Origin of the sequence: Corallococcus exercitus (genome assembly GCF_003611585.1) — a bacterium.
In the GTDB taxonomy this organism is placed as follows: Bacteria; Myxococcota; Myxococcia; order Myxococcales; family Myxococcaceae; genus Corallococcus; species Corallococcus exercitus.
Map to the genome: position 1 here is coordinate 1 of NZ_RAVW01000129.1, position 22,246 is coordinate 22,246.

Annotated in this window: 21 protein-coding genes and 1 pseudogene; 13 read left to right on the forward strand and 9 right to left on the reverse strand. The window is 70.7% G+C overall.

Features of this window, described 5'->3' with window-relative positions; genetic code table 11:
* Nucleotides 1–935 (reverse strand): annotated as a pseudogene (locus tag D7W79_RS17750) (DUF4139 domain-containing protein); the annotation flags it as partial.
* A 125-nt stretch (nucleotides 936–1,060) separates the two neighbouring features.
* Here D7W79_RS17750 and sitA6 point away from each other — a divergent pair.
* The 4 genes from sitA6 to D7W79_RS17770 all read left to right on the forward strand — a co-directional run bounded on the left by sitA6 (nucleotide 1,061) and on the right by D7W79_RS17770 (nucleotide 5,006).
* Nucleotides 1,061–1,762 (forward strand): SitA6 family polymorphic toxin lipoprotein, encoded by a 702-nt coding sequence (sitA6, locus tag D7W79_RS17755; protein WP_120526570.1) that lies wholly within the window; start codon nucleotides 1,061–1,063, stop codon nucleotides 1,760–1,762.
* Nucleotides 1,763–1,765: 3 nt separating this feature from the next.
* Nucleotides 1,766–2,485 carry a SitI6 family double-CXXCG motif immunity protein gene (gene sitI6 / locus D7W79_RS17760; RefSeq protein WP_120526571.1) on the forward strand — a complete coding sequence of 240 codons (720 nt, stop codon included), beginning with the start codon at nucleotides 1,766–1,768 and terminating at the stop codon, nucleotides 2,483–2,485.
* Between the two features lie 2 nt (nucleotides 2,486–2,487).
* Entirely contained in the window at nucleotides 2,488–3,699 is a 1,212-nt protein-coding gene (locus tag D7W79_RS17765; RefSeq protein WP_120526572.1) for a DUF6068 family protein, read from the forward strand.
* A 62-nt stretch (nucleotides 3,700–3,761) separates the two neighbouring features.
* Nucleotides 3,762–5,006 carry a DUF6068 family protein gene (locus D7W79_RS17770; RefSeq protein WP_120526573.1) on the forward strand — a complete coding sequence of 415 codons (1,245 nt, stop codon included), beginning with the start codon at nucleotides 3,762–3,764 and terminating at the stop codon, nucleotides 5,004–5,006.
* A 2-nt stretch (nucleotides 5,007–5,008) separates the two neighbouring features.
* On the opposite strand, the gene D7W79_RS17775 is transcribed toward D7W79_RS17770, so the two are convergent.
* On the reverse strand, nucleotides 5,009–6,841 hold the full coding sequence (locus tag D7W79_RS17775; RefSeq protein ID WP_120526574.1) for a patatin-like phospholipase family protein: 1,833 nt from the start codon (nucleotides 6,839–6,841) through the stop codon (nucleotides 5,009–5,011).
* 170 nt (nucleotides 6,842–7,011) lie between these two features.
* Here D7W79_RS17775 and D7W79_RS17780 point away from each other — a divergent pair, with 170 nt between their 5' ends.
* The gene (locus D7W79_RS17780; RefSeq protein WP_120526575.1) at nucleotides 7,012–7,902 is read left to right on the forward strand and encodes a bestrophin family protein; all 891 of its coding nucleotides are present in this window, start codon (nucleotides 7,012–7,014) and stop codon (nucleotides 7,900–7,902) included.
* Nucleotides 7,903–7,912: 10 nt separating this feature from the next.
* Here D7W79_RS17780 and D7W79_RS17785 read toward each other — a convergent pair whose 3' ends face one another.
* Both D7W79_RS17785 and D7W79_RS17790 read right to left on the reverse strand, forming a co-directional pair.
* Entirely contained in the window at nucleotides 7,913–8,356 is a 444-nt protein-coding gene (locus tag D7W79_RS17785) for an organic hydroperoxide resistance protein (protein WP_120526576.1), read from the reverse strand.
* Nucleotides 8,357–8,394: 38 nt separating this feature from the next.
* Nucleotides 8,395–8,832: a MarR family winged helix-turn-helix transcriptional regulator gene (locus D7W79_RS17790; RefSeq protein WP_120526577.1), complete on the reverse strand. Its 438-nt coding sequence runs from the start codon at nucleotides 8,830–8,832 to the stop codon at nucleotides 8,395–8,397.
* Nucleotides 8,833–8,982: 150 nt separating this feature from the next.
* On the opposite strand from D7W79_RS17790, the gene D7W79_RS17795 reads away from it, so the two are divergent.
* The 4 genes from D7W79_RS17795 (at nucleotide 8,983) to D7W79_RS17810 (ending at nucleotide 11,742) form a co-directional block, all read left to right on the forward strand.
* Nucleotides 8,983–9,765 carry a HipA family kinase gene (locus D7W79_RS17795; RefSeq protein WP_120526578.1) on the forward strand — a complete coding sequence of 261 codons (783 nt, stop codon included), beginning with the start codon at nucleotides 8,983–8,985 and terminating at the stop codon, nucleotides 9,763–9,765.
* Nucleotides 9,743–10,141 carry a DUF3037 domain-containing protein gene (locus tag D7W79_RS17800; RefSeq protein ID WP_120526579.1) on the forward strand — a complete coding sequence of 133 codons (399 nt, stop codon included), beginning with the start codon at nucleotides 9,743–9,745 and terminating at the stop codon, nucleotides 10,139–10,141. The genes D7W79_RS17795 and D7W79_RS17800 overlap by 23 nt, the downstream gene beginning before the upstream one ends.
* 149 nt (nucleotides 10,142–10,290) lie before the next feature.
* Complete coding sequence (locus D7W79_RS17805) at nucleotides 10,291–11,262, forward strand: endonuclease/exonuclease/phosphatase family protein (RefSeq protein WP_120526580.1); 972 nt, start codon at nucleotides 10,291–10,293, stop codon at nucleotides 11,260–11,262.
* An 84-nt stretch (nucleotides 11,263–11,346) separates the two neighbouring features.
* Entirely contained in the window at nucleotides 11,347–11,742 is a 396-nt protein-coding gene (locus D7W79_RS17810) for a DUF488 domain-containing protein (protein ID WP_120526581.1), read from the forward strand.
* 54 nt (nucleotides 11,743–11,796) lie between these two features.
* On the opposite strand, the gene D7W79_RS17815 is transcribed toward D7W79_RS17810, so the two are convergent.
* Nucleotides 11,797–12,696 (reverse strand): J domain-containing protein, encoded by a 900-nt coding sequence (locus tag D7W79_RS17815; protein ID WP_120526582.1) that lies wholly within the window; start codon nucleotides 12,694–12,696, stop codon nucleotides 11,797–11,799.
* 146 nt (nucleotides 12,697–12,842) lie between these two features.
* Between D7W79_RS17815 and D7W79_RS17820 the strand changes: the two genes are divergently transcribed.
* Complete coding sequence (locus D7W79_RS17820; RefSeq protein WP_120526583.1) at nucleotides 12,843–15,449, forward strand: M1 family metallopeptidase; 2,607 nt, start codon at nucleotides 12,843–12,845, stop codon at nucleotides 15,447–15,449.
* 99 nt (nucleotides 15,450–15,548) lie between these two features.
* On the opposite strand, the gene D7W79_RS17825 is transcribed toward D7W79_RS17820, so the two are convergent.
* Complete coding sequence (locus tag D7W79_RS17825; RefSeq protein ID WP_120526584.1) at nucleotides 15,549–16,283, reverse strand: alpha/beta hydrolase; 735 nt, start codon at nucleotides 16,281–16,283, stop codon at nucleotides 15,549–15,551.
* A 222-nt stretch (nucleotides 16,284–16,505) separates the two neighbouring features.
* Here D7W79_RS17825 and D7W79_RS17830 point away from each other — a divergent pair, with 222 nt between their 5' ends.
* Together D7W79_RS17830 and D7W79_RS17835 are read left to right on the forward strand one after the other, a co-directional pair.
* On the forward strand, nucleotides 16,506–18,452 hold the full coding sequence (locus D7W79_RS17830) for a PAS domain-containing sensor histidine kinase (RefSeq protein WP_120526585.1): 1,947 nt from the start codon (nucleotides 16,506–16,508) through the stop codon (nucleotides 18,450–18,452).
* Nucleotides 18,453–18,597: 145 nt separating this feature from the next.
* Nucleotides 18,598–18,780 carry a hypothetical protein gene (locus tag D7W79_RS17835; protein ID WP_120526586.1) on the forward strand — a complete coding sequence of 61 codons (183 nt, stop codon included), beginning with the start codon at nucleotides 18,598–18,600 and terminating at the stop codon, nucleotides 18,778–18,780.
* 53 nt (nucleotides 18,781–18,833) lie between these two features.
* Here the strand turns inward: D7W79_RS17835 and D7W79_RS17840 are convergent, their stop codons facing one another.
* The 3 genes from D7W79_RS17840 to D7W79_RS17850 all read right to left on the reverse strand — a co-directional run bounded on the left by D7W79_RS17840 (nucleotide 18,834) and on the right by D7W79_RS17850 (nucleotide 21,431).
* A complete protein-coding gene (locus D7W79_RS17840; protein ID WP_120526587.1) occupies nucleotides 18,834–19,364 on the reverse strand; it encodes a TspO/MBR family protein in 531 nt (176 codons plus the stop codon).
* A 94-nt stretch (nucleotides 19,365–19,458) separates the two neighbouring features.
* Nucleotides 19,459–20,229: a ferritin-like domain-containing protein gene (locus D7W79_RS17845; RefSeq protein ID WP_120526588.1), complete on the reverse strand. Its 771-nt coding sequence runs from the start codon at nucleotides 20,227–20,229 to the stop codon at nucleotides 19,459–19,461.
* A complete protein-coding gene (locus tag D7W79_RS17850) occupies nucleotides 20,226–21,431 on the reverse strand; it encodes a hypothetical protein (RefSeq protein ID WP_120526589.1) in 1,206 nt (401 codons plus the stop codon). Before D7W79_RS17850 ends, D7W79_RS17845 begins: the two co-directional genes overlap by 4 nt.
* Before the next feature lie 283 nt (nucleotides 21,432–21,714).
* Between D7W79_RS17850 and D7W79_RS17855 the strand changes: the two genes are divergently transcribed.
* Nucleotides 21,715–22,246, forward strand: a 532-nt coding sequence (locus D7W79_RS17855) for a CHASE2 domain-containing protein (protein ID WP_120526590.1), incomplete at its 3' end; no start/stop codon positions are given.

Below are 22,246 nucleotides of genomic sequence, written 5' to 3' on the forward strand. Positions count from 1 at the left end.
GGCGCGGCCATGGGCATGATGCTGGCCGCGGGGGCGGCGCCCTGGCTGCCGAAGGAGTCATCCATCTCCGCATCCATCACGGGCTCATAGGCGCTCTCGTGGGCCTCCTGGGGGATGACGGGCGCGACGCCGGTCTCCGAGCGCACCTCCACGATGGGGCGGCGCAGGTAGCGGGGGTTGTAGAGGTCGTGGACGAAGGACACGGGCAGGCCGGCGATGAGGGACAGCTCCACGTCCACCCAGTCCTCGTCGCCGGTGTTGTCCACCAGGGCCCAGCCCTGGAGGAGGGGCGGTTTCCCCTCGTCCAGGAGGATGCGGTAGCTGGTCTTCCACACGGGGGACTCCAGCACGTAGCTGACGAACAGCTCGCGCGAGCCCTCTCCGGCGGTGAGGATGGACAGCCGCTTGGAGTCCTTCTTGTACGAGGACATGACGGTGGCCAGGTAGAACTCCAGGTCCTTGCGCACGGCCTCGTCGAGGAACTCCAGCTCGCCCAGTTCCAGCACGTCGAAGGTGCGCAGCGACGCGCCGACGAGCAGCGTGAGGAAGGGGCGCACGACGCTGGCTTCCCCCTGCACGACGGGGAGGGATTCGAGGCCGACGATGGCGCCCTCCACCTGCGCGGCGCCGACGCGGGCGCGCACGCGGGCGCCCTTCACCTGGCCGAGCAGCGCGGTGAGGCTGCCGTGTTCGGGGATGCGGATGGTGGCTTCGGAGAGGAGCTGCTCCAGGGGCTTGGTGGAGTCGTAGCTCACGGCGGACACGGAGCCGCCGTTCAAGTCCAGCACGGTCATGGACTTGAGGACGTCGTTCATGTCGCGCGCCTTGAAGTCCAGGTGAGCGGTCTCGTTGCCCGTCACCTTCCCCCGGCGCTCGAAGTAGCCGACGCCGTGCTTGTAGAGGACGACACGGCGGATGGACAGGGGCGAGGGCATGCGCGGGGCTCCGGGTGCGGTGTGGACGTGGGGTCTGGTCTAGCAGTGCCGGGGGACAGGGTTCCACTCCGGGTGGGGGTTGCAAATCCTGGCATGCTTGGCGGGCCGCTCTTCCCGGGAGATGCATGCGCGGACTGTGTTGGCTGTGGGTGGGGCTGCTCTGGAGCTGTGCGTCGACGCCGTCAGCGCCGGCGTTCTCTCCGGAGGTCTTCTGGGCGGAGGCGGAGACTGGAAGTGAATGCGCGGACGGGGACGAGGACCAGTGCCTCGCGCCGCTGTGCGTGGATGGGGCCTGCGCGCTGTTCCGGTGCGAGGACCTGGAGCCGGGCCGCGTGGTGCGCACGCGAGGGGCGCTCGCGCCGCCGATGTTCGTGGCTCCGGGCAGTGGGCCGCAGCGCACGTGGGGCGGCGCTCAGGGCCTGCCGGGTGATGCGTCTCCCGTCATGGTGTTCCGCTGGTATCCGCGCGAGAAGCTGCCCAGCGAGGTGAAGCGGCAGAAGGCCCTGGAGGAGTGGGCGAAGCGGCCCAAGGAGCGGCACCACATCTTCCCGCAGGCGTTCAAGGAACACTTCGTGAACAAGGGCATCGACATCCACCAGTACGTCATCGCCATTGATGCGGACCTGCACAAGCGCATCCACCGTGGAGCGAAGGGAGGTCCGTGGAACCAGGACTGGTTGCGCTACATCCGGGGCAACGGCGCCAGGGAGCCAGCGTCCGCGCACTTCGAACAGGCCTCGTTGCTGATTCAGAAGTACGGTCTCTTTGGTTTGAGCATGACCTATTGGCAGCAGGTGGACCTCGCGCCCATACCGGTGGAGGACTGACGGGTGCGCTACTTCGAATTGACCGAGCCGGAAGACCTGGACTCCCTCCAGTGGAGTGGGTCGTACCGCGCCGAACGCCGATGGTACCTGCCCAGCATCCTCTGCCCGCGATGTGACGCCTGGGGAGGAATGACGGCGTATCCGTCGGTGGACCTGTCCGCCCTGCCTGAGAAGGATGAGCTGAAGAGTGGCTGGCCGCAGACTCGCGAGGAGTACGAGCGGAGAGCGGCCTTGGTGCGCCCCTTCGTTCCTCCAGAGATCCAGCTCGAGCCGGGATGCAGGTTGGGGCCACTGGTGGGCACGGCGATGGGCCGGTTCGGGCCCATCACGGCATGGCCTTCGTGGCAGGTCCTCGTACGTGAGGATGCACTCACGCTGATTCAAGAGGCAGGCCTGAAAGGCATCATCCCGGTCCGGGCGGAGCTGCGGAACCGCCGCACGAAGGAGCTTCCGCAATACGAACTGGAAGCGCGCCCCCTGGCGAAGCTGCATCCCGCGTGCATCCAGGACCGGGACCGGGTGCCCACCTGCCTCGAGTCCTGCGGGAACCACGGCTTCTCGCTCCCACCCGAGCGCTGGCTGCACGGTGAGTCGCTCCCCACGGGCCTCGACCTCTTCGGCGTGGAAGGCACCACCCGCATCGTCGTCTCCGAACGCTTCGTCGACGCCGTGAACCGGCTGGGCCCCAGTGACGTGGTCTACCGGGAGATCACCGTGGAGTAACAATGCAACGACTGTCTTTTCGCCAGGGATTCATCGCGGTGGCCGGGGTGGCCCTCGTCCTGCTCATGGGCTGCGGAACTTCCCGGCCCAGGGGCTTCATCAGCGTGACGGAGTTCCCTCCCGGGAGTTCCACGGAGGAAACCCCCAGGTCCTGGCAGGACGCTCGCGTGGGAGACCGCGTGGAGTATGTCTTCGGCGCGTTCGTCTCAGGCTCAAGCCGGGGAGGCAGCTCGGTGGGCCAGCTCTTCGTGGAGGTCGTCGCCGTCCAGGCTCCCTGGGTCTGGCTCTCCATCCGCATCACTCGGAATGACGGCCAACCCCATCCGCATCCGTTCCTGAGCCACGACTTCGTGCTGCCCATGCGAATGGGGCAGGCTCCACCGAATCTCCCCGACCCCATCAAGGACGGCAGCACCAGCATCACCCGTCTCTGGGCCTTCGCAGCCGGTCAACATTGGAGCGCGCGGCAGTTCGCCCGTGACGATTCCATGGGGGATGGCCCCGAGCAGCAAAGGCTCTATGCCACGACTCCCGGACCGCTCTATCTCACCAACGGCCTGCTCAAGATCTACTTCAGCGCGGTCAGCCCCAGCGATTTCGCCATTCACTCGCTCGCGCTCGCGTCGTTCCGGCGGGGCTCGAGTACCACCCGGGGAACGCCTCCCGCCATGGACCATCCCTTGGGCCCCGGCACCTGGTACGAGGTCCGGGAGCAGACCCGCCAGGGCGTCTCGGAGAAGCGCGTCTGCCTGGGCGCGGAACAGGGCTACCTGCTGCGCAGGATCTGGACCCGGCCGCCAACCGGAAAGCGGTGCGAGGACTTCCAGGGAGCGGCGGTCCTTTCGCTGGAGGACGCCCTGCTCAACCTCGTCAACAAGACCCTCGGCGTGCCCATCTGGCCGCCTCGCTATTACGGAGCGCCGCTTCCGCGGCAGGGACAGCTTCAGCTGGGACAGAGCTCCGTGCTGGCTTACTTCGACGAAACACCGGATGTGATGGAGCACGTCAGCCTCAAGGTGACCGTCCGGGCCTTCGCCACCGACGTGTGGAACCCCGTGCTCCGGGGGCTCCCCATGGAAGCCCGCTTCAACCAGGTGTCCGAGGAGACGTTCTGGCAACCCCGGGGGGGCGTGCACCAGTTCATCTCGAGCTCCAGACTCTCGGGCTGGGGCACGTGGCTGGAGCCCTCCGAGCTGTCGACCAGCACACGTTGACCCCGAACACGCGGCCACCGCCCACGCGGATCCGCGCGGGGCTCCGTGTATCTAACGGCCGCATGCGACGCCCCCTCTTCCGCGCTCCGTTCCTGCTGTGCTCCGCGCTCCTCCTGAGCACCGCCTGCGAGAGCATGAAGCCCCGTGCCGTCTCCCCCTCCGACGGCACCACCGCCACCGAGCCGCCCGACGCCTCCGTCCCCACCCAGGCCTCCGTGCCGGATGCCGGGGCTCCCTCTCCCGAAGAGACCACCGCCACGCCCTCACCGTGGCAGCGCGCCCGCGTGGGCGACCGCGTGGAGTACGCCTTCTCCGCCCACCGGGGCCGCCCGGGCTCGGACACGGGCGTGGGCGTGGCCGGCCATGTCGCGCTGGAGGTCGTCGCCGTCCAGGCGCCCTGGGCGTGGCTCACCGTCACCTTCACGGATGATGAGGGCAAGCCCCTGGCCCACCCTCGCCTCTCCCAGCCCCGCGTGCTGCCCATGCGCCTGGAAGAGACGCAGCCGTGGAAGGAGGAACACCGCGGCCAGCGCTCCACCGAACAGACCACCGCCGCCGGCCGGGCCTGGGACGCGCGCCGCTTCCTGGACGACCGCCGCCCCAGCGACGGCCCCCTCCAGAACCGCCTCTACGCCACCGAGCCCGGACCGCTGTACCTCACCCACGGCCTGCTCGACGCCAGCACCACGCTCTCCGGCTTCGGCGCCAGCGGCAGCCAGCAGCTCACGCTCGTGTCCTTCCGCCAGGGCACCGACAGCGCGGGCACCGTGCCCGTGCTCGACCACGCGTGGGGCCCGGGCACCTGGTACGACGTGCGCCAGGACGTCTCCGGCACGTCCTCCGTGCGCCGCGTCTGCCTGGGCGCGGAAGCGGGCTTCGTGCTGCGCAAGGAGCTGACCGGCCCCACCAGCGACGCGCCGTGCGCGGACTTCCAGGACGCGGAAGCCACGCCCCTGGAAGAGGCCGTGCTCCACGCGGTCAGCGAGGCCGTCAGCCAGCCGCAGCAGTGGCCCCCCGTCACCGCCGGCACCGCGCCGTCGCGCCGCGAGACCTTCACCGTCGCCCAGCACCCCATCCCCGCCGTCGTCATCGAAGCGCCCGCGGGCGAGGGCGCCGAGCGCCGCGTGCAGGTCACCCACTACGCCGCCGAGCCGTGGGGCGCCGCGCTCCAGGGGCTCGCGGACGAGGCCCGCTTCACCCCGCTCTCCGACGCCGTCTTCCGCGCCCCGCCGAAGGACAAGCGCGTGGCCGAGGACAGCACCGCGCTCGCCGGCTGGGGCCGGTGGGTCAAGGACGGCGGCCAGTAGCGTCAGTCACACGTGCGGCGCGCGGGCTTGTCCGCGCGGCACTGCGCCACGGACGGGAGCGCCTCGCGCGCCTCGTCCGCCACCTCCACCAGCGGGCGCGCGCACTCCCGCTCCGCCAGCGTGCCCCGGATGTCGAACAGGGACAGCACCTCCGCGCAGCGCTTCTGCAGGGACTCCACGCCCGCCACGAAGAGCGGCTGCATCACCTCCGGCGTGAACGAGTAGCCGCTCGCCGTCGCCAGGCCCGTCTCCGGCTTGAACATCCACGCGCTGCGCCAGCTGGTCGCCACCTGGTCGAAGCGCGCCGAGCCCATCCACACCGACTGCCCCGCCCCGGGCGCCAGCGCGGGCGGTTGGAAGCCCGGGCCCTTGCGGCGGCAGAAGTCCTCGGTCGCGCCGCGCAGCGTGCAGACGTTGTACTCGCCCAGCCGGCGCGTCACCGCGAGCAACTCCGCCTGCTGCACCTCGCCCACGCGCGGCTGCGCCACGAACAAATCAATGGTGCGCATCAGCACGTTCATCGCGTTCTTCGGATCCGTCGCGGGCGACGGGTTCACCCCACCCGTTGAAATCACCAGCACGCGCTCCGCCCCGCGCTGCACCGCCTGCAGCAGCGGCAACCCGGAGCGCACCCCGCCGTCGTAGTACGTCCCCGTGCGGTCGCCCGCCGCCGACGGCAGCACGCCCACCGGGTTGGACAGCACCGGCTCCGCGATGGACGCCACGATGGCGTTCGTCATCCCGCCCTTGCGCAGCTTGTCCGACGCGCCCGCCTTGAAGTCCGCCGGGTCCTGGTCGCTCACGCTGAACACGTCGCCCGTCTGGAAATCCACCGACACCGCCACCAGCTCCGTGCCGTTGTGCAACATCGCCGGCTGGATGAACTGATCCAGCTTCGAATACACGCCGTCGAAGCGCACCAGCCCCCGCGTGTCCTCCGCCAGGTTCCAGATCCACGTGGAGTTCACGCAGTACAGGTCCGACTCCACCGTGCACGTGTAGTTGCCCAGCAACTGCTTGCGCGCGTTCGCCTCCTGGCCCGGCGTGTGGAACAGGTCCACCAGCGTGCTGATGAGCGCGCCCGTGCTGGTGCCCGCCGCCAAGTCGATTCTCGCGTCCCCGCACCCCTCCGGCGCGGGCTTGCCCCGGCACTGCTCCAGGATGCCCAGGAGCCGCCAGATGGCCCCCGCGCTGAACGCACCGTTGGCCCCGCCGCCGCTCAGCACCACCGCGTTGCTGGGCCGCAGCAGGTCCCGGCGCCACGAGCGCGCCCGCACGTACGCGGCCGCGGACGCCGCGCCCTTCTGGATGCCCTGCGCGAGCACCTCGCGCGTCAGCGGCACCTCCAGCGACTGCTGCAGCGCCGCCAGCGACGGGGCGATGCCCAGGGCGTTCGCGAGGAAGCGCTCCGCGTCCACCTCCTCCGCGGACGGCGCCGCCACGGAGAAGGACTGCACCGGCAGCGGCACGCCCCACGCCGGCGCCTTCACCGTCCGGTCCACGTAGCCCGTGCGCTCGGCGTTCTCATAGCAGGACGCCGTGTCGTTGCCCGCGTGCTGGACCAGGCACGCCGTCATGTCCAGCACGGCCTCCGGAGCCGCGCCCAGCGCATCCATCCACGCGCCCGTGCGCGCCGGGTCCACGTAGGAGTCCGTCAGCTGCGCGCGCGTCAGCCCCGCCACGCGCTCCACCGCCGCCACCCGGGCCGGCAGGTCCTTGGGCGGCGACGCGTCCGGGGCATTGACCGTGTCCAGGAGCACGTCCGTACGCATGAAGCTGCAACCGCCCGCGGTGGCGGCGAGGAACATCAGCAGTGGCGTGAGGTGACGGCGCATGGGAACGCCTCCATGAGGAGAATGAACGGACTGTCCTCCTCCATAGCCGATGCCCCCGACGCCCGGCCATCACCCGAAACGTCAGGCATCCGCAATCTCGCAATGCGCCGCTCGCGACGCGTCGCGGTGCGGTTAGCATGCGCGCCCCCGACCCGGAGGATGGACCCCACATGGTTGAGTATGACCCGCATCGATGGTGGAGCTACTTCCACTACCTGCGCGGTTCGATGGTGAAGGAGATCGTCGGCCGCGTGCTGATGTGCGTCGTCTGGTCCGCGGCCGTGGTGGGCTTCTCACAGCACGTGCGCAACGTGGGCGTGGCCCCGACGGTGCACACGCTGGCGGGCATCTCGTTGAGCCTCCTGCTCGTGTTCCGCACCAACGCCTCCTATGACCGCTTCTGGGAGGGCCGCAAGCTGTGGGGCGGCATCGTCAACGAGACGCGCAACCTGGTCCGCGCGTCGGAGGTGTTCCTGGGCAGGACGCCGCTCTACTCCGCGCTGGTGCGCTGGACGGCCGCGTTCCCCTTCGCCAGCGCCGCGTGGCTGCGCGGCCAGCAGCGGCACCTGGGGCCCCACTCGGACGCCCTGCCCCAGGGGGAGGTGGCGGAGGTCCTCAAGGGCCAGCACGTGCCCCTCACCGTGGCCCGCCGGATGACGGCCGTGCTGGACGAGGGCCGCCGGCAGGGGCTGTATCCGGAGTACGTCCAGATGCAGCTGGACCAGAACGTCCAATTGCTCATCGACTACCTGGGAGGTTGTGAGCGCATCCACCGCACACCCATGCCCTTCGCGTACATGGTGCACCTGCGCCGCGCGCTCATCCTCTACTGCTTCACCCTGCCCTTCGCGCTGGTGGACACCTTTGGCTGGGTGACAGTGCTGGCCACCTTCGTCGTGGCATATGTCTTCTTCGGCATCGAGGAGATTGGCGTCGAGATTGAAGACCCCTTCGGCACGGACGACAACGACCTGCCGCTCGACACCATCTGCCAGAACATCCAGAACAACCTGCTGGCGTTCCTGCCGGGCCCTCCCTCCAGGGAGAGCCCGGGTCCGTGACCGTGGAGGACTACTCCGCGACGGAGACCTTCACCTCGATGTTGCCGCGCGTGGCGTTGGAGTACGGGCACACCTGGTGGGCCGCCTCCATCAGCTGCTGCGCCTCCTCGCGGGGGACGCCGGGGAGGATGCCCTGGAGCTCCACCGCCAGGCCGAAGCCGCCCTCTGGCGTCTTGCCGATGGTGACGGTGGCCTTCACGCCGGCCTTCTCATCCAGCTTCTTGCCGGCCTTGCCCGCGACCAGGCGCAGCGCGCTCTCGAAGCAGGAGGAGAAGCCCGCGGCGAAGAGCTGCTCGGGGTTGGTGGCCGTCGTCTTGCCGGAGCCGCCCAGCTGCTTCGGCATGGCCAGCTCCAGGCCGTCCAGCGGGCTCTCCGGCAGCTGCAGCTTGCCGTTGCGGCCGCCGTGCGTGATGGCGGTGGTGGAGTAGAGGGGCGAGATCTGGACCGGAGCCATGGTGTTTCTCCTTCGTGGGTGGATACCGCGTGTCTCAATCACTGCTTTGAAAGCTTCTCGAACAGCCGCTGGACGTCCCGGCGCATCCGGGAGAGTTCCTCCAGCGTCAAACCGGTGCGGCAGGCGATGGCCTCCGGGATGGCCGCGGCCTTGCGGCGCAGCGCCTTTCCCTGCGGCGTGAGGGACGCGGTCACCGACCGCGCGTCCTCCCGGGAGCGCTCGCGGCGCAACATGCCCAGCGTCTCCAGCCGCTTGAGCAGCGGCGTGAGCGTCCCCGAGTCCAGGTACAGCTTCTCCCCCAGCTCCTTCACCGTGACCCCGTCCGTCTCCCACAGCACCAGCATCACCAGGTACTGCGGATAGGTGAGCCCCAGCTTCGCCAGGAGCGGCGTGTAGGCCTGCACCATCGCGCGCGACGCCGCGTAGAGCGGGAAGCACAGCTGCAGGTCCAGCCGGAGGAGGTCTTCCGTCGACATGGCGAATATGTAGTGTCCAATTGAATTGCGCGCAACTGAATTGGCGAAGCGCGGGGAAGCCCGGTGGGGGTGCGGGGTGTTTCCCCCGGCGGGCAGGGCCGTGGTACAGCCGCCACCCCCGGAGTGCCCGGGAACTGTCGAGGACGAGGGATGCTCAGGACGGTCACCGCCACGCGCTACGTGACGCCCTTGCGCGAAGGGGGCTCGCTGCCCGCCATCGTGGAGGCGAACGACGCGGGGCTCTATGTCGTGAAGTTCCGTGGGGCGGGCCAGGGCGCCAAGGCGCTCATCGCGGAGCTGCTGGCGGGGGAACTGGCGCGCGTGCTGGGCCTGCGGGTGCCGGAGCTGGTGTTCGTGGAGCTGGACACGTCGCTGGGGCGCAACGAACCGGACAGTGAAATCCGGGAGCTGCTCAAGTCGAGCGCGGGGCTGAACCTGGCGCTGGACTACCTGCCGCGCTCCGTGACGTTCGACCCGCTGGCGGTGCCGGTGCCGGAGGCGCAGGTGGCGTCCGCCATCGTGGCCTTCGACGCGTTCGTGACGAACGTGGACCGCACGCCGAAGAACCCCAACCTCCTGGTGTGGCACCGCAACCTCTGGCTCATCGACCACGGGGCGGCGATGTACTTCCACCACTCGTGGGACGGCTGGGAGGAGCGCAGCCAGACGCGGTTCGCGCCCATCAAGGACCACGTGCTGCTGCCGTGGGCCCACGGGCTGGCGGAGGCCGGGGACCTGCTGCGCGAGCGGGTCACGCGCGAGGTGGTGGAGCGCATCGTGGGGGCGATTCCGGAGGCGTGGCTGGGCCAGGAGCCCACGTTCGCGTCCACGGCGGAGCACCGCGCGGCGTACGTGACATGGCTGATGCGCAGGCTGGAAGCGGCGCCGGGGTTCATCGAGGAGGCGACGCGTGCCCACGCCCAGCTCGTTTGACTACGCCATCATCCGGTTGGTGCCCCGCGTGGAGCGCGAGGAGTTCATCAACGTGGGCGTCGTCCTCTTCTGCGTGCAGCACCGCTTCCTGGGCGCGCGCGTGGAGCTGGACGTGGCGCGGCTGAAGGCGCTGTCGCCGGACGCGGACGTGGAGCTGCTCACGGGCCACCTGGAGAGCTTCCGCCGCGTGTGCGTGGGCGGCAAGGACGCGGGCCCCATCGGGAGGCTGCCGCAGAAGGAGCGCTGGCACTGGCTGGTGGCGCCCCGGAGCACGATGCTCCAGACGGGCCCCGTGCACGCGGGCATCTGTGACGACCCGGACCGCGCGCTGGAGCACCTGCTGGACACCATGGTGCGGGTGAAGCCCGCTCCGTGAGCAGGCGGGCGGGCGGGCCCTTCGTCCGCTTGTCGGCACATCGCGGATGGCGGGAGCGCATCCCATCGTGAAGAGAGTGGGGAGGCCTGGACGTTCGTCCCAGGGCTTCCCATTTTTCGTCGCGAGCCCTGGGGAGGTAGCGAGCCGCAATGGAGCCGTCACCGCTACGCATCGTCACGTACAACGTCCGCTATTTCGGACACATGCTCCGGGGGCTCGCGAGCACCGTGGGGCCCAAGCGCCGGGTGGCCGCCGCCCTGGCCACGCTGGATCCACTGCCGGACGTCGTGTGCTTGCAGGAAGTGGAGACGATGTCGCTGCGCAGCAACATCGCCCACCGGAAGGTCCGCCCGGGTGAGACGCAGCTGGAAGCCTTCATGACGCGCGTGGAGGAGACGTTCGCCCTCCAGGGGAGGGAGATGCCCTACGAGGCGTTCTACTTCCGCGCGCACCACTACAAGGTGGGCGAGGTGTCGCTGTACACCACGGGGCTGGCGATGCTCGTCAACACGCGCACGCTCCAGGTGGACCGGCACAACGTGGAGGCGCCGGAGCACATCACGCACCACCACGTGCAGGGCCTCAAGGAGCGCAAGCAGAGCCGCATCTGCGCGCACATGCGCGTCATCCGCCGCGCGGACCAGCGCGCGTTCCACATCTTCAACACGCACCTGAGCCTGCCCACGCCGTTCGCCCGCGAGTTCTGGGCCACGCGCGACAAGATGGGCTGCGGCGTGAACCAACTGCACGAGGCGAAGAAGCTCACGGGCTTCATCGCGCTGCACGCGAAGGAGGAGCCGTTCGTGGTGTGCGGGGACTTCAACTCGCCGCCGTCGTCGCCGGTGTACCGCTACCTCACGGGGGATGCGCACCTGACGTGCGCGCAGGCGGCGGTGGGGCAGATCAACCCGGCCCTGGCCCGCGCGTTCCCCACCGCGGGCTTCATGCACATGCGCATGCACCTGGACCACCTGTTCTCCGGTGGTGGCGTGAGCTGGCTGGACACGGATGAGACGCGGCCCTTTGGAGACCTGACCAGCCGCTTCCACGGGCTGTCAGACCACGTGCCGCTCATCGCGCGCTTCCGGCTGGAGGCTCCGGCGCCGGTGCTGGTGACCTGAGCAGGGCGCCCGGCCGCCGCATCCCCGCCGGGTGCTCCCCGCGCGCGCCTCGCGTGGGCAGCATGTCCCTGGGGGCTCGCGACGATGATTCAACTCCAGCGCGTCTATGACGAGCACGGCCCGGAGCCTCGGGCGGGGACCCGCTTCCTGGTGGATCGGTTGTGGCCGCGGGGGCGCAAGAAGGCGGACCTCCACCTGGACGGCTGGCTCCGCGAGGTGGGGCCCAGCACGGAGTTGCGGCGGTGGTTCGCCCACGACGTGGCGCGCTGGGACGAATTCCGGCGCCGGTACACCCGCGAACTGGACGCGCACCACGACGCGTGGGAGCCGCTGCTCGAGGCCGCGCGCCAGGGCCGCCGCATCACCTTGCTCTACGGAGCCCGCGACACCGAGCACAACAACGCCGTGGTGCTGAAGGACTACCTGGAGGCCCGGCTGAAGCGCCCCGCGAGAAAGAAGTCGCGCCGCACGGTGCACTGAGCCGTCCGCGTCGCGCTCCGGCGCCTCGCGCGTGCAGGGCCTCTCGCGTGCGGCTCACGCATCCTCGTCGCGATCCAGCGCCTCCCACGCGTCCAGGATTTCGCGCGTGCGGCGCTCCGCGAGCGCGTGGAACTCCGGCGCCAGGTGCGCCACCTTGTCCGGGTGGTATTGCGCGATGAGCGCGCGGAACGCCTTGCGCGCCTCGTCCCTGGGCGTGCCCCGCTCGATGCCCAGCACCGTCCACGGGTCCTTCGTTTCGGGTTCGGCCGCGACGGCGCGTTGGCCGCGCGGGGGCGTAGCTTCGTCGGCCTGCCACTCGCGGGCCCTGGAGGAACCCTGGCGGGCTCCGGTGCCTCCTCGCGAGGACGCATCGTCGCGGGGCCTGGAGGCTCCCGGGTGCGCTCCATCACGGGCGCTGGAGCGGCGCCAGCTCCCCGCGTCGTCATCCGGCGCTCCGGTGTCGCTCGCGGGCCCGTAGCGCGGCGGTGCTCGCGGCGCGGGTTCCGGGCGGCGGTGGCCGGGGCGCTTCGTCGGGTCGGGCGCGGGGATGGCCGGGGAGAGGCGGCTCAGGGCCTCCTGGAGGAACCAGAGGTCCTCGGTGGGGCTCGCGTGCTTGCGCACCACCGCGCGCGGCTTGCCGTCCTCCAGCAGCACGTAGCCCGTGGCCGCCGCGTAGGCGCGCTTCTTGTCCTCCGGGTAGAGCCGGTCGCCCAGGTCCCCCAGCGGATCCCTCCACATGCCCGCCGTCGTGCCCTCGTCCGCCACGATGACCTGCGACAGCACGTGCCCGAACACGTCCTCCAGCGCCGCGAAGGGCTCACGCGCCTGCGGCGGACGCGTCATCGCCGCGCCGTGGCGCACCCCCGCCACCAGCATCAGCCCCTGTGCCGCGTCCACGAACGCGAAGAGCTTCTCGCGCACCTGCTTGTCGGAGAAGTAGAGAACGGCCTGCACGGTCCTCCCATCTTAGGGCCTTCAGGCCCCGGCCCCCCCATCGGTTCCCCTTCCAACCTGCCGAGTCCGATTCCTGGAATTCCGACAAGGCGCGGTTCAAAGCGGCTCGACCCGGGGGCGGGCTTGCGAAAGAGTCACCCTCTCCTATGCGCTGCTGCCACCGCCACGCCCCCGCCGCCGCCGGGTCCTCCGACCCGCATCCGTTCAGCCTCCCCGGCGCCACCGAGCACTACGCCGCGCCCCGCCCCGTGCGCGCCGAGCACGTGCGCATCGAGCTGGACCTGGACTTCACCCAGCGCACCCTGGCCGGCACCTGCACCACCCGCGTGAGCGCCGTGCGCACCGTGTCCACCGTCACCTTCGACGCGGTGGACCTGGACGTCACCGGCGCGCGCGTCGACGGCCGCTCCGCCGCCTTCTCCAACTCCGGCGCCCACGTGCGCGTGGAGCTGCCGCGCGCGCTCGAAGCGGGCCAGGCGTGCGACATCGCGCTCACCTACCGCGCCCGCCCCCGCCGCGGCCTCTACTTCTGGGGCCCCGACGCGGGCTACCCCGACCGTCCGCTCCAGGCGTGGACGCAGGGCCAGGACATCGACGCGAGATGCTGGTTCCCCTGCCTGGACACGCCCGCGCAGAAGGCCACGTCGGAGGTCATCGCCACCTTCCCGGCGAACATGACGTCGCTGTCCAACGGCGTGCTCGTCAGCGACGTCACCACCGGCGACCGGCGCACCCAGCACCACCGCATGGCGCAGCCGCACGCGCCCTATCTCGTCACGCTGGTGGTGGGCGAGTTCGACGAGGCCACCGACACCGCCGGCACCACGCCGCTGCGCTACCTGTTCCCCAAGGGCCGCCGCGAGGACGCGCTCCGGTGCGTGGCGCGCACGCCGAAGATGATCGCCGCGTACGAGTCCCTCACCGGGGAGCCCTACCCGTGGAGCGGCTACGCGCAGGTGTTCGTCACGGAGTTCATCCTGGGCGGCATGGAGCACACCACCGCCACCACGCTGGTGGACACGGTGCTGCACGACGCGCGGGCGCACCTGGACTACAACGCGGAGCCGCTCATCTCCCACGAGCTGGCGCACCAGTGGTTCGGCGACCTGCTTACCTGCCGCGACTGGCCCCACGGCTGGCTCAACGAGGGCTTCGCCACCTACTTCGAGGTCCTCTGGAAGGAGCGCGGGGACAATCAGGACGAGGCCGACCACCACCGCGCGCTCGACCTGGAGGCGTACCTGACCGAGACGCGCGAGCGCTACGCGCGCCCCATCGTCGCCCGGAAGTTCCAGGCGCCCATGGACCTGTTCGACCGCCACCTCTACGAGAAGGGCGGGCTGGTGCTCCACGAGCTGCGCCGCCGCGTGGGGGATGATCTGTTCGTGCGCGCCCTGCGCCACTACGTCGCGTCCCACCGCCACGGCGTGGTGGAGACCGTGGACCTGGCGCGCGCCTTCGAGCAGGCCACCGGCCACAACCTGGACCCCGTCTTCGACCAGTACGTCTTCTCCCCCGGCCACCCGGAGCTGAAGGTGGAGGTCCGCTACGAAGCGGACGACGCGCGCCTGCGCATCAACGTGCGCCAGGTGCAGCGCACGGACTCGGGCACGCCCGTGTTCCGCCTCCCGCTGGAGTTGGTCGTCACCGTGAACGGCGAGGACACGCGCCACCGGCTGGAGCTCACGGACGCGGAGCACCGCTTCCACCTGCCCTGCCCCGCCGCGCCCACGCAGGTGCGCGTGGATCCGCGCCGCGACGTGCTGGGCACGCTGGACGTGGACAAGGCCGTGGGGCTGTGGCGCGAGGAGCTGGCGAAGGCTCCGGAGGCCCGCGCGCGCACGGAGGCCGCGCACGCGCTGGGGAAGGACGGGGGCTTGAGGTCGGTGGAGGCGCTGGGCCGCGCGCTCAGGGACCCCGGCCTGTTCTGGGCCACCCGCGCCGCGTGCGCGAAGGCGCTGGGCCGCATCCGCACGCCGGAGGCCCGCGCGCTGCTGCTGGACGCGACCGTCACCGAGCACCCGCGCGTGCGCCGCGCCGTCGTCGCCGCGCTGGGGGAGTTCCGCCACGACGTGGAGGTGGCCACGCGTCTGCGCGCGCTGCTGAAGGCCGGGGACGCCAGCTACTTCGTGGAAGCGGAGGCCGCCAGGGGCCTGGGCCGCGTGCGCGCGCCGGATGCGCTGCCCTTGCTGGAGGCCGTCGCGGCGCGGCCGTCGTTCCAGGACGTCATCGGCGCGGGCGCGATGGATGGGCTCGCGGAGACGCAGGACGCGGCGGCGTTCCCGGTGGCCGTGGCGCGCACCGCGTACGGTCAGCCCGCGTTCCTGCGCCGCGCGGCCGTGAGCGCCGTGGCGAAGCTGGCGGAGGTGGCGAACCGCAAGCGCGAGGCGGTGGACCTGTTCGCCCAGCTGTTGCGCGACCCGCAGTTCCGCGTGCAGCTGGCGGTCTGCGACGCGGCCTCCACGCTGGGCGACCGGCGCCTGCTGCCCGCGCTGGAGGGCACGACCTTCAGCGACCCGCGCACCCGGCGCTACGCCCGCGAGGCCGTGCGAGCCCTGCGCGAGGGCGCCCCCCAGGCCCGCGAGGTCGCGTCGCTGCGCGAGGAACTGGACGCGCTCAAGCAGGAGACGCGCACCCTGCGCGAGAAGCTGGAGACGCTCACGCTGAACGCACAGCCCGCCGCCACCCGGAAGCCGCCGAGCAAGCGCGCGGCCAAGCGCGGCCGCACACCGCCCCCCAAGCGCAAGCGCTGATCCACGCGTCTCCAGCCACGAAGCGCTTCCCTGCGGGGGTATGAGGCCGCGCCTCCAGCCACGAAGCGATTCCATGGGCGCGAGGCCGCGGCCCGGGCTTCAGTCCACGGGCCCCTGGAGCGCCTGGCGCAGCAACGTGCGCCAGTCTTCGAGCAGCGCGGGCGACAGGTCGTGGCCCAGGTCCGGGTAGGTCCGGAGGTCGATGGGGACGCCCCGGCCCTTCAACGCCGCGACCCGCTCGCGCGTGTGCTTCACCGGGATGATGGCGTCCTGCTCTCCCTGGAGCACCCAGACCCGGTGCGACGCGGGCAGCTCCCGCGCCGGGTCTCCCAGCAGCCGCGTCCCCATGGGCACTGCCGCGTCCACCAACTCCGGGTGCCGGAGGGCCAGCATCCACGCCAGGTCGCCGCCATAGGAGAACCCCGTCACCACGACGCGGCGGAGCTCCGGATGCGCCGCACGGACCTCCTGGATCAGCTCCGCGAGCCGCTCGGCCATGCGCTCCACGTCCTCCGTCTTCCCCTCCCACGTCTTCGCCTCGTGGTCGGCCTGGAACCACGTGAAGCCGTCGCGGCGGGGCCTCGGGCCCTGGGGCAACAGCGTGCGCACGGGGATGCCCAGCGATTGGATGTGCTCGTCCCAGAAGGCGGGCGTGGAACCGGAGAAGTGCAGCGCCACGAGCAGCGCCTCCGGCTTTAGAGCGCCCACCGCCTCGCTCCGGTGCACGAGCGGTCCGGAAACCTCCGGCGACGCGGAGGAGCCACGGGGGCCGGCACAGGCCCCTCCCAGCAGCGCCACGGCGAGCAACAGGGCGACGGTCTGGCGTTCACGCATGCCTCCGCTCTACCCGCCCGCCCGCTCATCCTCCAGGGGGGCTGACAGCATCCGGATTTCCGGCTTCGCCGCGCCGTTCCGGCTCGCAGTGTGTACCTGTAGTCAGAGGGAAACGCGCACGGGCGCCAAGACGCGCGCCCGCCAACGCCGGGGAACCCCCACATCCCGGCCAGGGCTGGCCTCATGCGACGGACGCGGGCCGGACCCCACCAGGAGCGAGGCATGGCCGGAGGAGCCGCACGGGAGCTGGAAGCCATCTTGGACGCGGCGGTGGATCCCGTCATCGCGTGCGATGCCGACGAGCGCATCCTGCACATCAACGCGGCGGCGGAGCGGCTGCTGGGCTGGGACCGGGAACAGCTCCTGGGCAGGCCCGTCACCGACCTCTTCCCGCCCCGCCTGCACCGCTTCCAGGACCTCTCCCTGCCGCGCTACCTGCTGTCGCGCCGGAAGATGCTCGGGGGGCGGCCCACGCGCGTCTTCGCCCGGCGGCGCGACGGGGTGGAGCTGCAGGTGGAGGTGACGGTGGGCGCCACCGGCCTGGACTCACAGGAGCGCATCGTCTTCACGATGCGCCGGCTGCACGAGGTCATCGACTCGCTGGAGGAGCCGGTGGAGCACATCCCCGGCACTCCCCACATGGCCGTGCACCACGAGGAGACGGCGGACCGGCTCTACCGGCTGGTCGTGGAGAACGCCCCCCTGGGCATCTTCCACTTCAACCGCGCCCCCATCATCACCGCGTGCAACGACCGCTTCGCGCGCCTCATCGGCACGTCGAAGCGCAACCTGGTGGGCCTGCGCCTCTTCACCCTGAGCGACGAGAACATCATCGCCTGCGTGCGCGAGTCGCTGAGCGGCCGCAGCTGCGACTACGAAGGCGACTACCGCGCGCTCACCACCGGCAAGGTGACGCCGGTGCGCATCCGCTTCGCCCCCTGCTACGCCGAGGACGGCTCCGTGGAGGGCGGCGTCGGCATCGTGGAGGACATCACCGACCGCCGCCGCGTGGAGGCCGAGCGCGAGGAGAACCTGGCCCAGCTGGACCTGCTCTTCCGCGGCGCGCCGGTGGGCATCGGCTTCCTGGACACGAACCTGCGCTACGTGCGCGTCAACGAGACGCTCGCGCGCATCAACGGCCTGCCGGCGGCGGCCCACACGGGCCACACGCTGCCGGAGCTGCTCGGGGAGGCGGGCGCCATCGCGGAGCAGGGGCCCCGGCACGTGCTGCGCACCGGCGAGCCCATGGTGAACAAGGAGTCCACCTCCGACGAGGACCTGCGCCTCCCCGGCCCCCGGCGCTACTTCCTGGGGAACTTCTACCCGGTGCGCACGCCGGATGGCCGCGTGCTGGGCGTGGGCGTCCTCGTGGAGGACATCACCGAGCGCAAGGGCGCGGAGGAGGAGCGCGCGCACCTGTACCGCGAGGCCCAGGAGGCCATCCGCGTGCGCGACGACTTCCTCTCCATCGCTTCGCACGAACTGAAGACGCCGCTCACGCCCCTGAGCCTGCGCCTGGCCACGCTGGAGCGCCGCCTGGAGCGCGGCGAGAACCTGGACCCCAGCGTGCTGCGCCACGCGCGCCACCAGCTCACGCGCCTCACCGGCCTCATCAACGACCTGCTGGACGCCTCCCGCATCGAGGCCGGCCGGCTGGCCCTGCACCCGGAGGCCACCCGCTTCGACCAGCTCGTGGAGCACACGCTCGCCAGCATGGAGGGCCAGAAGGGCAACCACGCCTTCGACTTCGAACCGCCCCCGGAGCCCATCTCCGTCCACGGTGACACGTACCGGCTGGAGCAGGTGGTCTCCAACCTGCTGGAGAACGCGCTCAAGTACAGCCCGGACGGCGGCACCATCCGCGTGCGGCTGTCCCTGAGCGAGGACGTCGCGGTGCTGTCCGTGACGGACCCGGGCATCGGCATCCCGGAGGACCAGCAACAGCAGCTCTTCGACCGCTACTTCCGCGCGCGCAACGCCTCCACCCGCTCCTACGGCGGGCTGGGCCTGGGCCTCTACATCAGCCGCGACATCGTGGAGCGCCACGGCGGCCGCATCTGGGTGGAGAGTGAAGCGGGCCGGGGGTCCACCTTCTACGTCGCGCTGCCGACACTCTCCGACGCGCGGCCTGCCCTCCCGCTCGCCTGGCCTGATCGCCACCTCCACTGAAGCCCCGGGCGCGCGCTCGCTGAAAGAACTTCAGCCCCGCCTCTCCGCCCCCGCCGGATGCCTCATGCAAAGGGCTGGAATCCCACGATTCCCAGCCCTGGCACGCCCCCTGCTCCAGGTGGGTGCACGGGAGGGAGAGATACCCATGGAAAACATGACGATGAAGGGCGAGTCCCCTGTCAGCCGCGACAACGACGGCTGGATTGTCAGGGTGAAGGTCGGTGGACGCATCCAGGAGGTGCGCTGCACCTCGGAGAACCAGGCGCGCTACTTCGCGGCGGTGCTGTCCTTCAACAACGCGGTCCCGCCCTCGCGCATTCGCAACTAGCGCGCGAGGACGAGGAGCAGACGCCCGGCGGCAGTCCTCGCCGGGCGCTCCGCTCAGGCGTTGAGCCGGGCGATGTCCGTCGACAGCACGTTGGCGAAGGACACCCAGCCCAGGTACGGCGCCATGAACCACGGCGCCTTGCGGTCCACGCGGCTGGCGGCGGCGGTATACGCCGCGATGCTGCCCAGCAGCACCCAGTTCTCCACCGCCGCGGCCTTCAGCAGGCGCTTGCGGAAGAACAGGTGCGACCACGCGGCGTTGAGCCCCAGCTGCACGAACCACAGGCCCAGCGCGCGCGAGCGCCGCGCGCCCGCCGGTGAGCCCCAGATGCGCCAGCCGGACACGGCGATGAGGGCATAGAGCGTCGTCCACACCGGCGCGAAGGCCTGGCGGGGCGGCTGGAAGGACGGCTTCTTCAAGCGCTTGTACCAGCCCTGCTGGACGGCCTCGCGCGTGCTCTTCGCGCCGAGGAAGACCGCGCCCGCGGTGAGCGCGCCGAAGGCGCCCAGCGCCACCATGGATTCACGGTTGAGCGTGGCGTTGTGTTCCAGGCCCTCGGAGCCTCCCAGCTCACTGAGCTGCATGTCGTTCCTCCAGACGTGATGAAGCCGCTGTGCGAAGCCACAAGCTGTGGCTTCGCACAACGGCCTGCCACCGACGCCTGCCTGCCCGGCCGGCTCAGGGCTGCGCGGGAAGGGTCGCGGAGTCCATGGGGGCGCGGGCCTCCGTGGCCAGCCCCGCCGCGAGCCAGCCCTTCACCAGCGCCAGGTGCTCGGCCTCCGCGTCCAGCGCCAGCTGGAAGCGGTCCGCCAGCGAGTCATGGCCCAGGCCGCGCGCCAGGTCGATGAGCAGCTCCCAGCTCGCGTTGTCCGTCAGCTCCGCCACCAGCAGCGCCTGCATGGCCTGACGCAGGTTGGTGCGCGAGTCGGAGATGGCCGCGGGCACGCCCATGGAGATGACCGAGGTCAGGTCCGCGGACGGCGTCATCGCCGTGGGGTCCGCGCCCATCTTCTCCACGGCCTCCACCAGCAGGGCGAAGTGGCCCAGCTCGTCGTCCATGATCTTCGTCAGCAGCTCCCGCGACGGCCCCCCCTCCCAGCTGCCGAAGACATCCAGCTTGGAGAGCGCGCCCTCGTAGAGCCGGACACCGGAGCGCTCGAAGGCGAGCCGCTCCCCCAGCTTGTCGATGAACACGGTGGGCTTGCTGCCCTTCATCATGTCCACCGCGGTCTTGGCCATGCCCTTGAGGCTGGAGGGCGGCGGCACGCGGCCCAGGCCGTCACCGGCCTCGCGCATGTACTGCTTGCGCACGTCCGCGATGGCCTGCGCGTCCCCCAGGCTGCTGGGCCGCGAGCGCTCCGCCTCCGCGATGATGTCCTTGCTGTCCACGGGTGACGTCTTGATGCCGGTGCGGTTCATCCCCACGTCGGCGATGGTGCCCTTGCTCATTGCAGCCTCCTCCCTTCCAGCATCGAGCCCATGCGCTCCGCCTTCGCGGCGAGCTCCGTGCCCGGCCTCCACTTGTATCCAGCCGCCGCCGTCTCCGAGGGCGACCCTTCCGAGTTCATCTGGGCCTGGTACAGGTGCGAGCGGTGATCCGCCGGCAGCTGCGACTTGTCCACGTACTCGGTGCCGTCGGAGCGCATGTCCACCTCCTGCGAGAGGACCTTGCGCACGAACTCACGGTGCTCCTTGAACGCGATGGGCTCCGGCAGCTCGCGGGGCAGCACCTCCGCGGGGTCGCGGCGGTCCAGGTTCTTGAACAGCTCCATCACGTAGTGCAGGTGCCCCAGCTCGTAGTCCACGAACCGCTGCCACACCTCCTTGATGCGCGGGTTCGACTCGTACGCGAGGCACGAGTAGTAGTTGTAGACCTCCATGGCCTCGTGGAGCATCCACTGCTCCAGCATGGATTCGTCGGGGTCGATGAGCGACCCGTACTGGGTGACGTGCTGCTCCTCGATGGAGGCGATCTCCGCGTAGAGCTGCCGCGCGACGGGGTCCGTGAACGTGGGGCCCACGGTCATGTAGTAGTCGTGCGTCTGGAACTCGGCCGCGGTGATGGTCAGCGCGTGCAGCTTGGACAGCGGGGCCGCCGTCTTCGCGTCGTACGGGCGGCGCAGGTCATCCAGCGGATGGCGGTGCTCCACGACGGTGGGACGGCCCGGGATGATGTCCGTATAGGACTGGGTGATGTTGTTGGGGTCCTGCCCCTCCAGCCGGTCATAGAGGGCGGAGTAGCGGTACAGGTGGTCGAAGTCCTCCAGCATGCCGAACCGGTACGTCTGCGCCAGATAGGGGTCGGGCTCGTGGATGGCCACGCTGGCCGTCACCTCGATGGCGAGCTGCTCGAAGCCCAGGGTCGTCTCGATGACCTTCTGGTCCGGCGGGGTGAGCCAGTTGACCAGTGTCTGCTGGTGCTGCTCCGCGCGGCGCACCAGCGCCAGGTGCGGGCGCAGCGCCAGGCTGCGGCGCGCGAAGATGTGCTTCATGCGCAGCGCGTCCGCTTCAATGCCGTTCATCAGGATGACGCGCGTCCGGGTGAAGGCGTCGTCGTCCAGCTTGCTGTAGGGCCGCCGCACCATGTCCTTCCAGGTAAAGGACTGGCGCTCGACCGGAGTGCCTTTTTCTTTGAAGAGGTCCAAAGCCACGGGGTGACTCCTTCTGGGGCGGGGACAGGGCGTTTCAACGCGGGCGGTGGACACCACCGCCTCGGGTCCCGATGTCCTGAAAGTCCGGCGGCCTTCCTCCAACGGCAACAGACGTGCAGGCGCCGGTTGGCGGACGCGAAGGGCTGCGACGGCTCGCCGGGTCCCCTGCTTCGCGGGCCTCTCGGGCCTCTCATGGATGAAGGTCCAATACCGTCGGCGTGCGGGCATACCGGGGGGCTTGTCCCGGGGTAGCGTGGCGTCACCGACCTCGCGGGGAGGGGCCGTGACGGGTGAGACGTGGAAGACCATCCAGGAGCGCTGGCGCCGTCACGGGCTCCAGATGATCGGCATCGCGCTGGTGGCCACCCTCGTCGCGTGGGCGTCCGAGGGGAGCCTCCTGATGGAGGCCGCCGAGCACGGCGCCTATGACCGCGCGCTGCGCGCGTACACGGGTGGGCGGGGGAAGTCGGAGCAGGTCGTGGTGGTGGCCATCGACCAGGGCACCATCGACGAAATCAGCAGGGACACGCAGCTCCAGACCAACTTCGGTAACTGGCCGTACACGCGCACGCTGTGGGCGCGCATCGCGCAGGAGCTGAAGTCCTCGGGCGCCCGGGCCGTGCTGTTCGACGCGGTGATGGACGAGCGGGCGTCCGACGAGTCCGCCGACCTGGGCTTCGCGCAGGTGCTGCGTGAGACGGGCCTCCCCTTCTACGTGGGCATGGTGAGCAGCGGCACCGCGAAGCCCCTGGTCCGCGCGGACTTCCAGGCACCCGTGCCGCTGAAGGTCCCCGAGCCCGCGCCCGCCCCCGAGC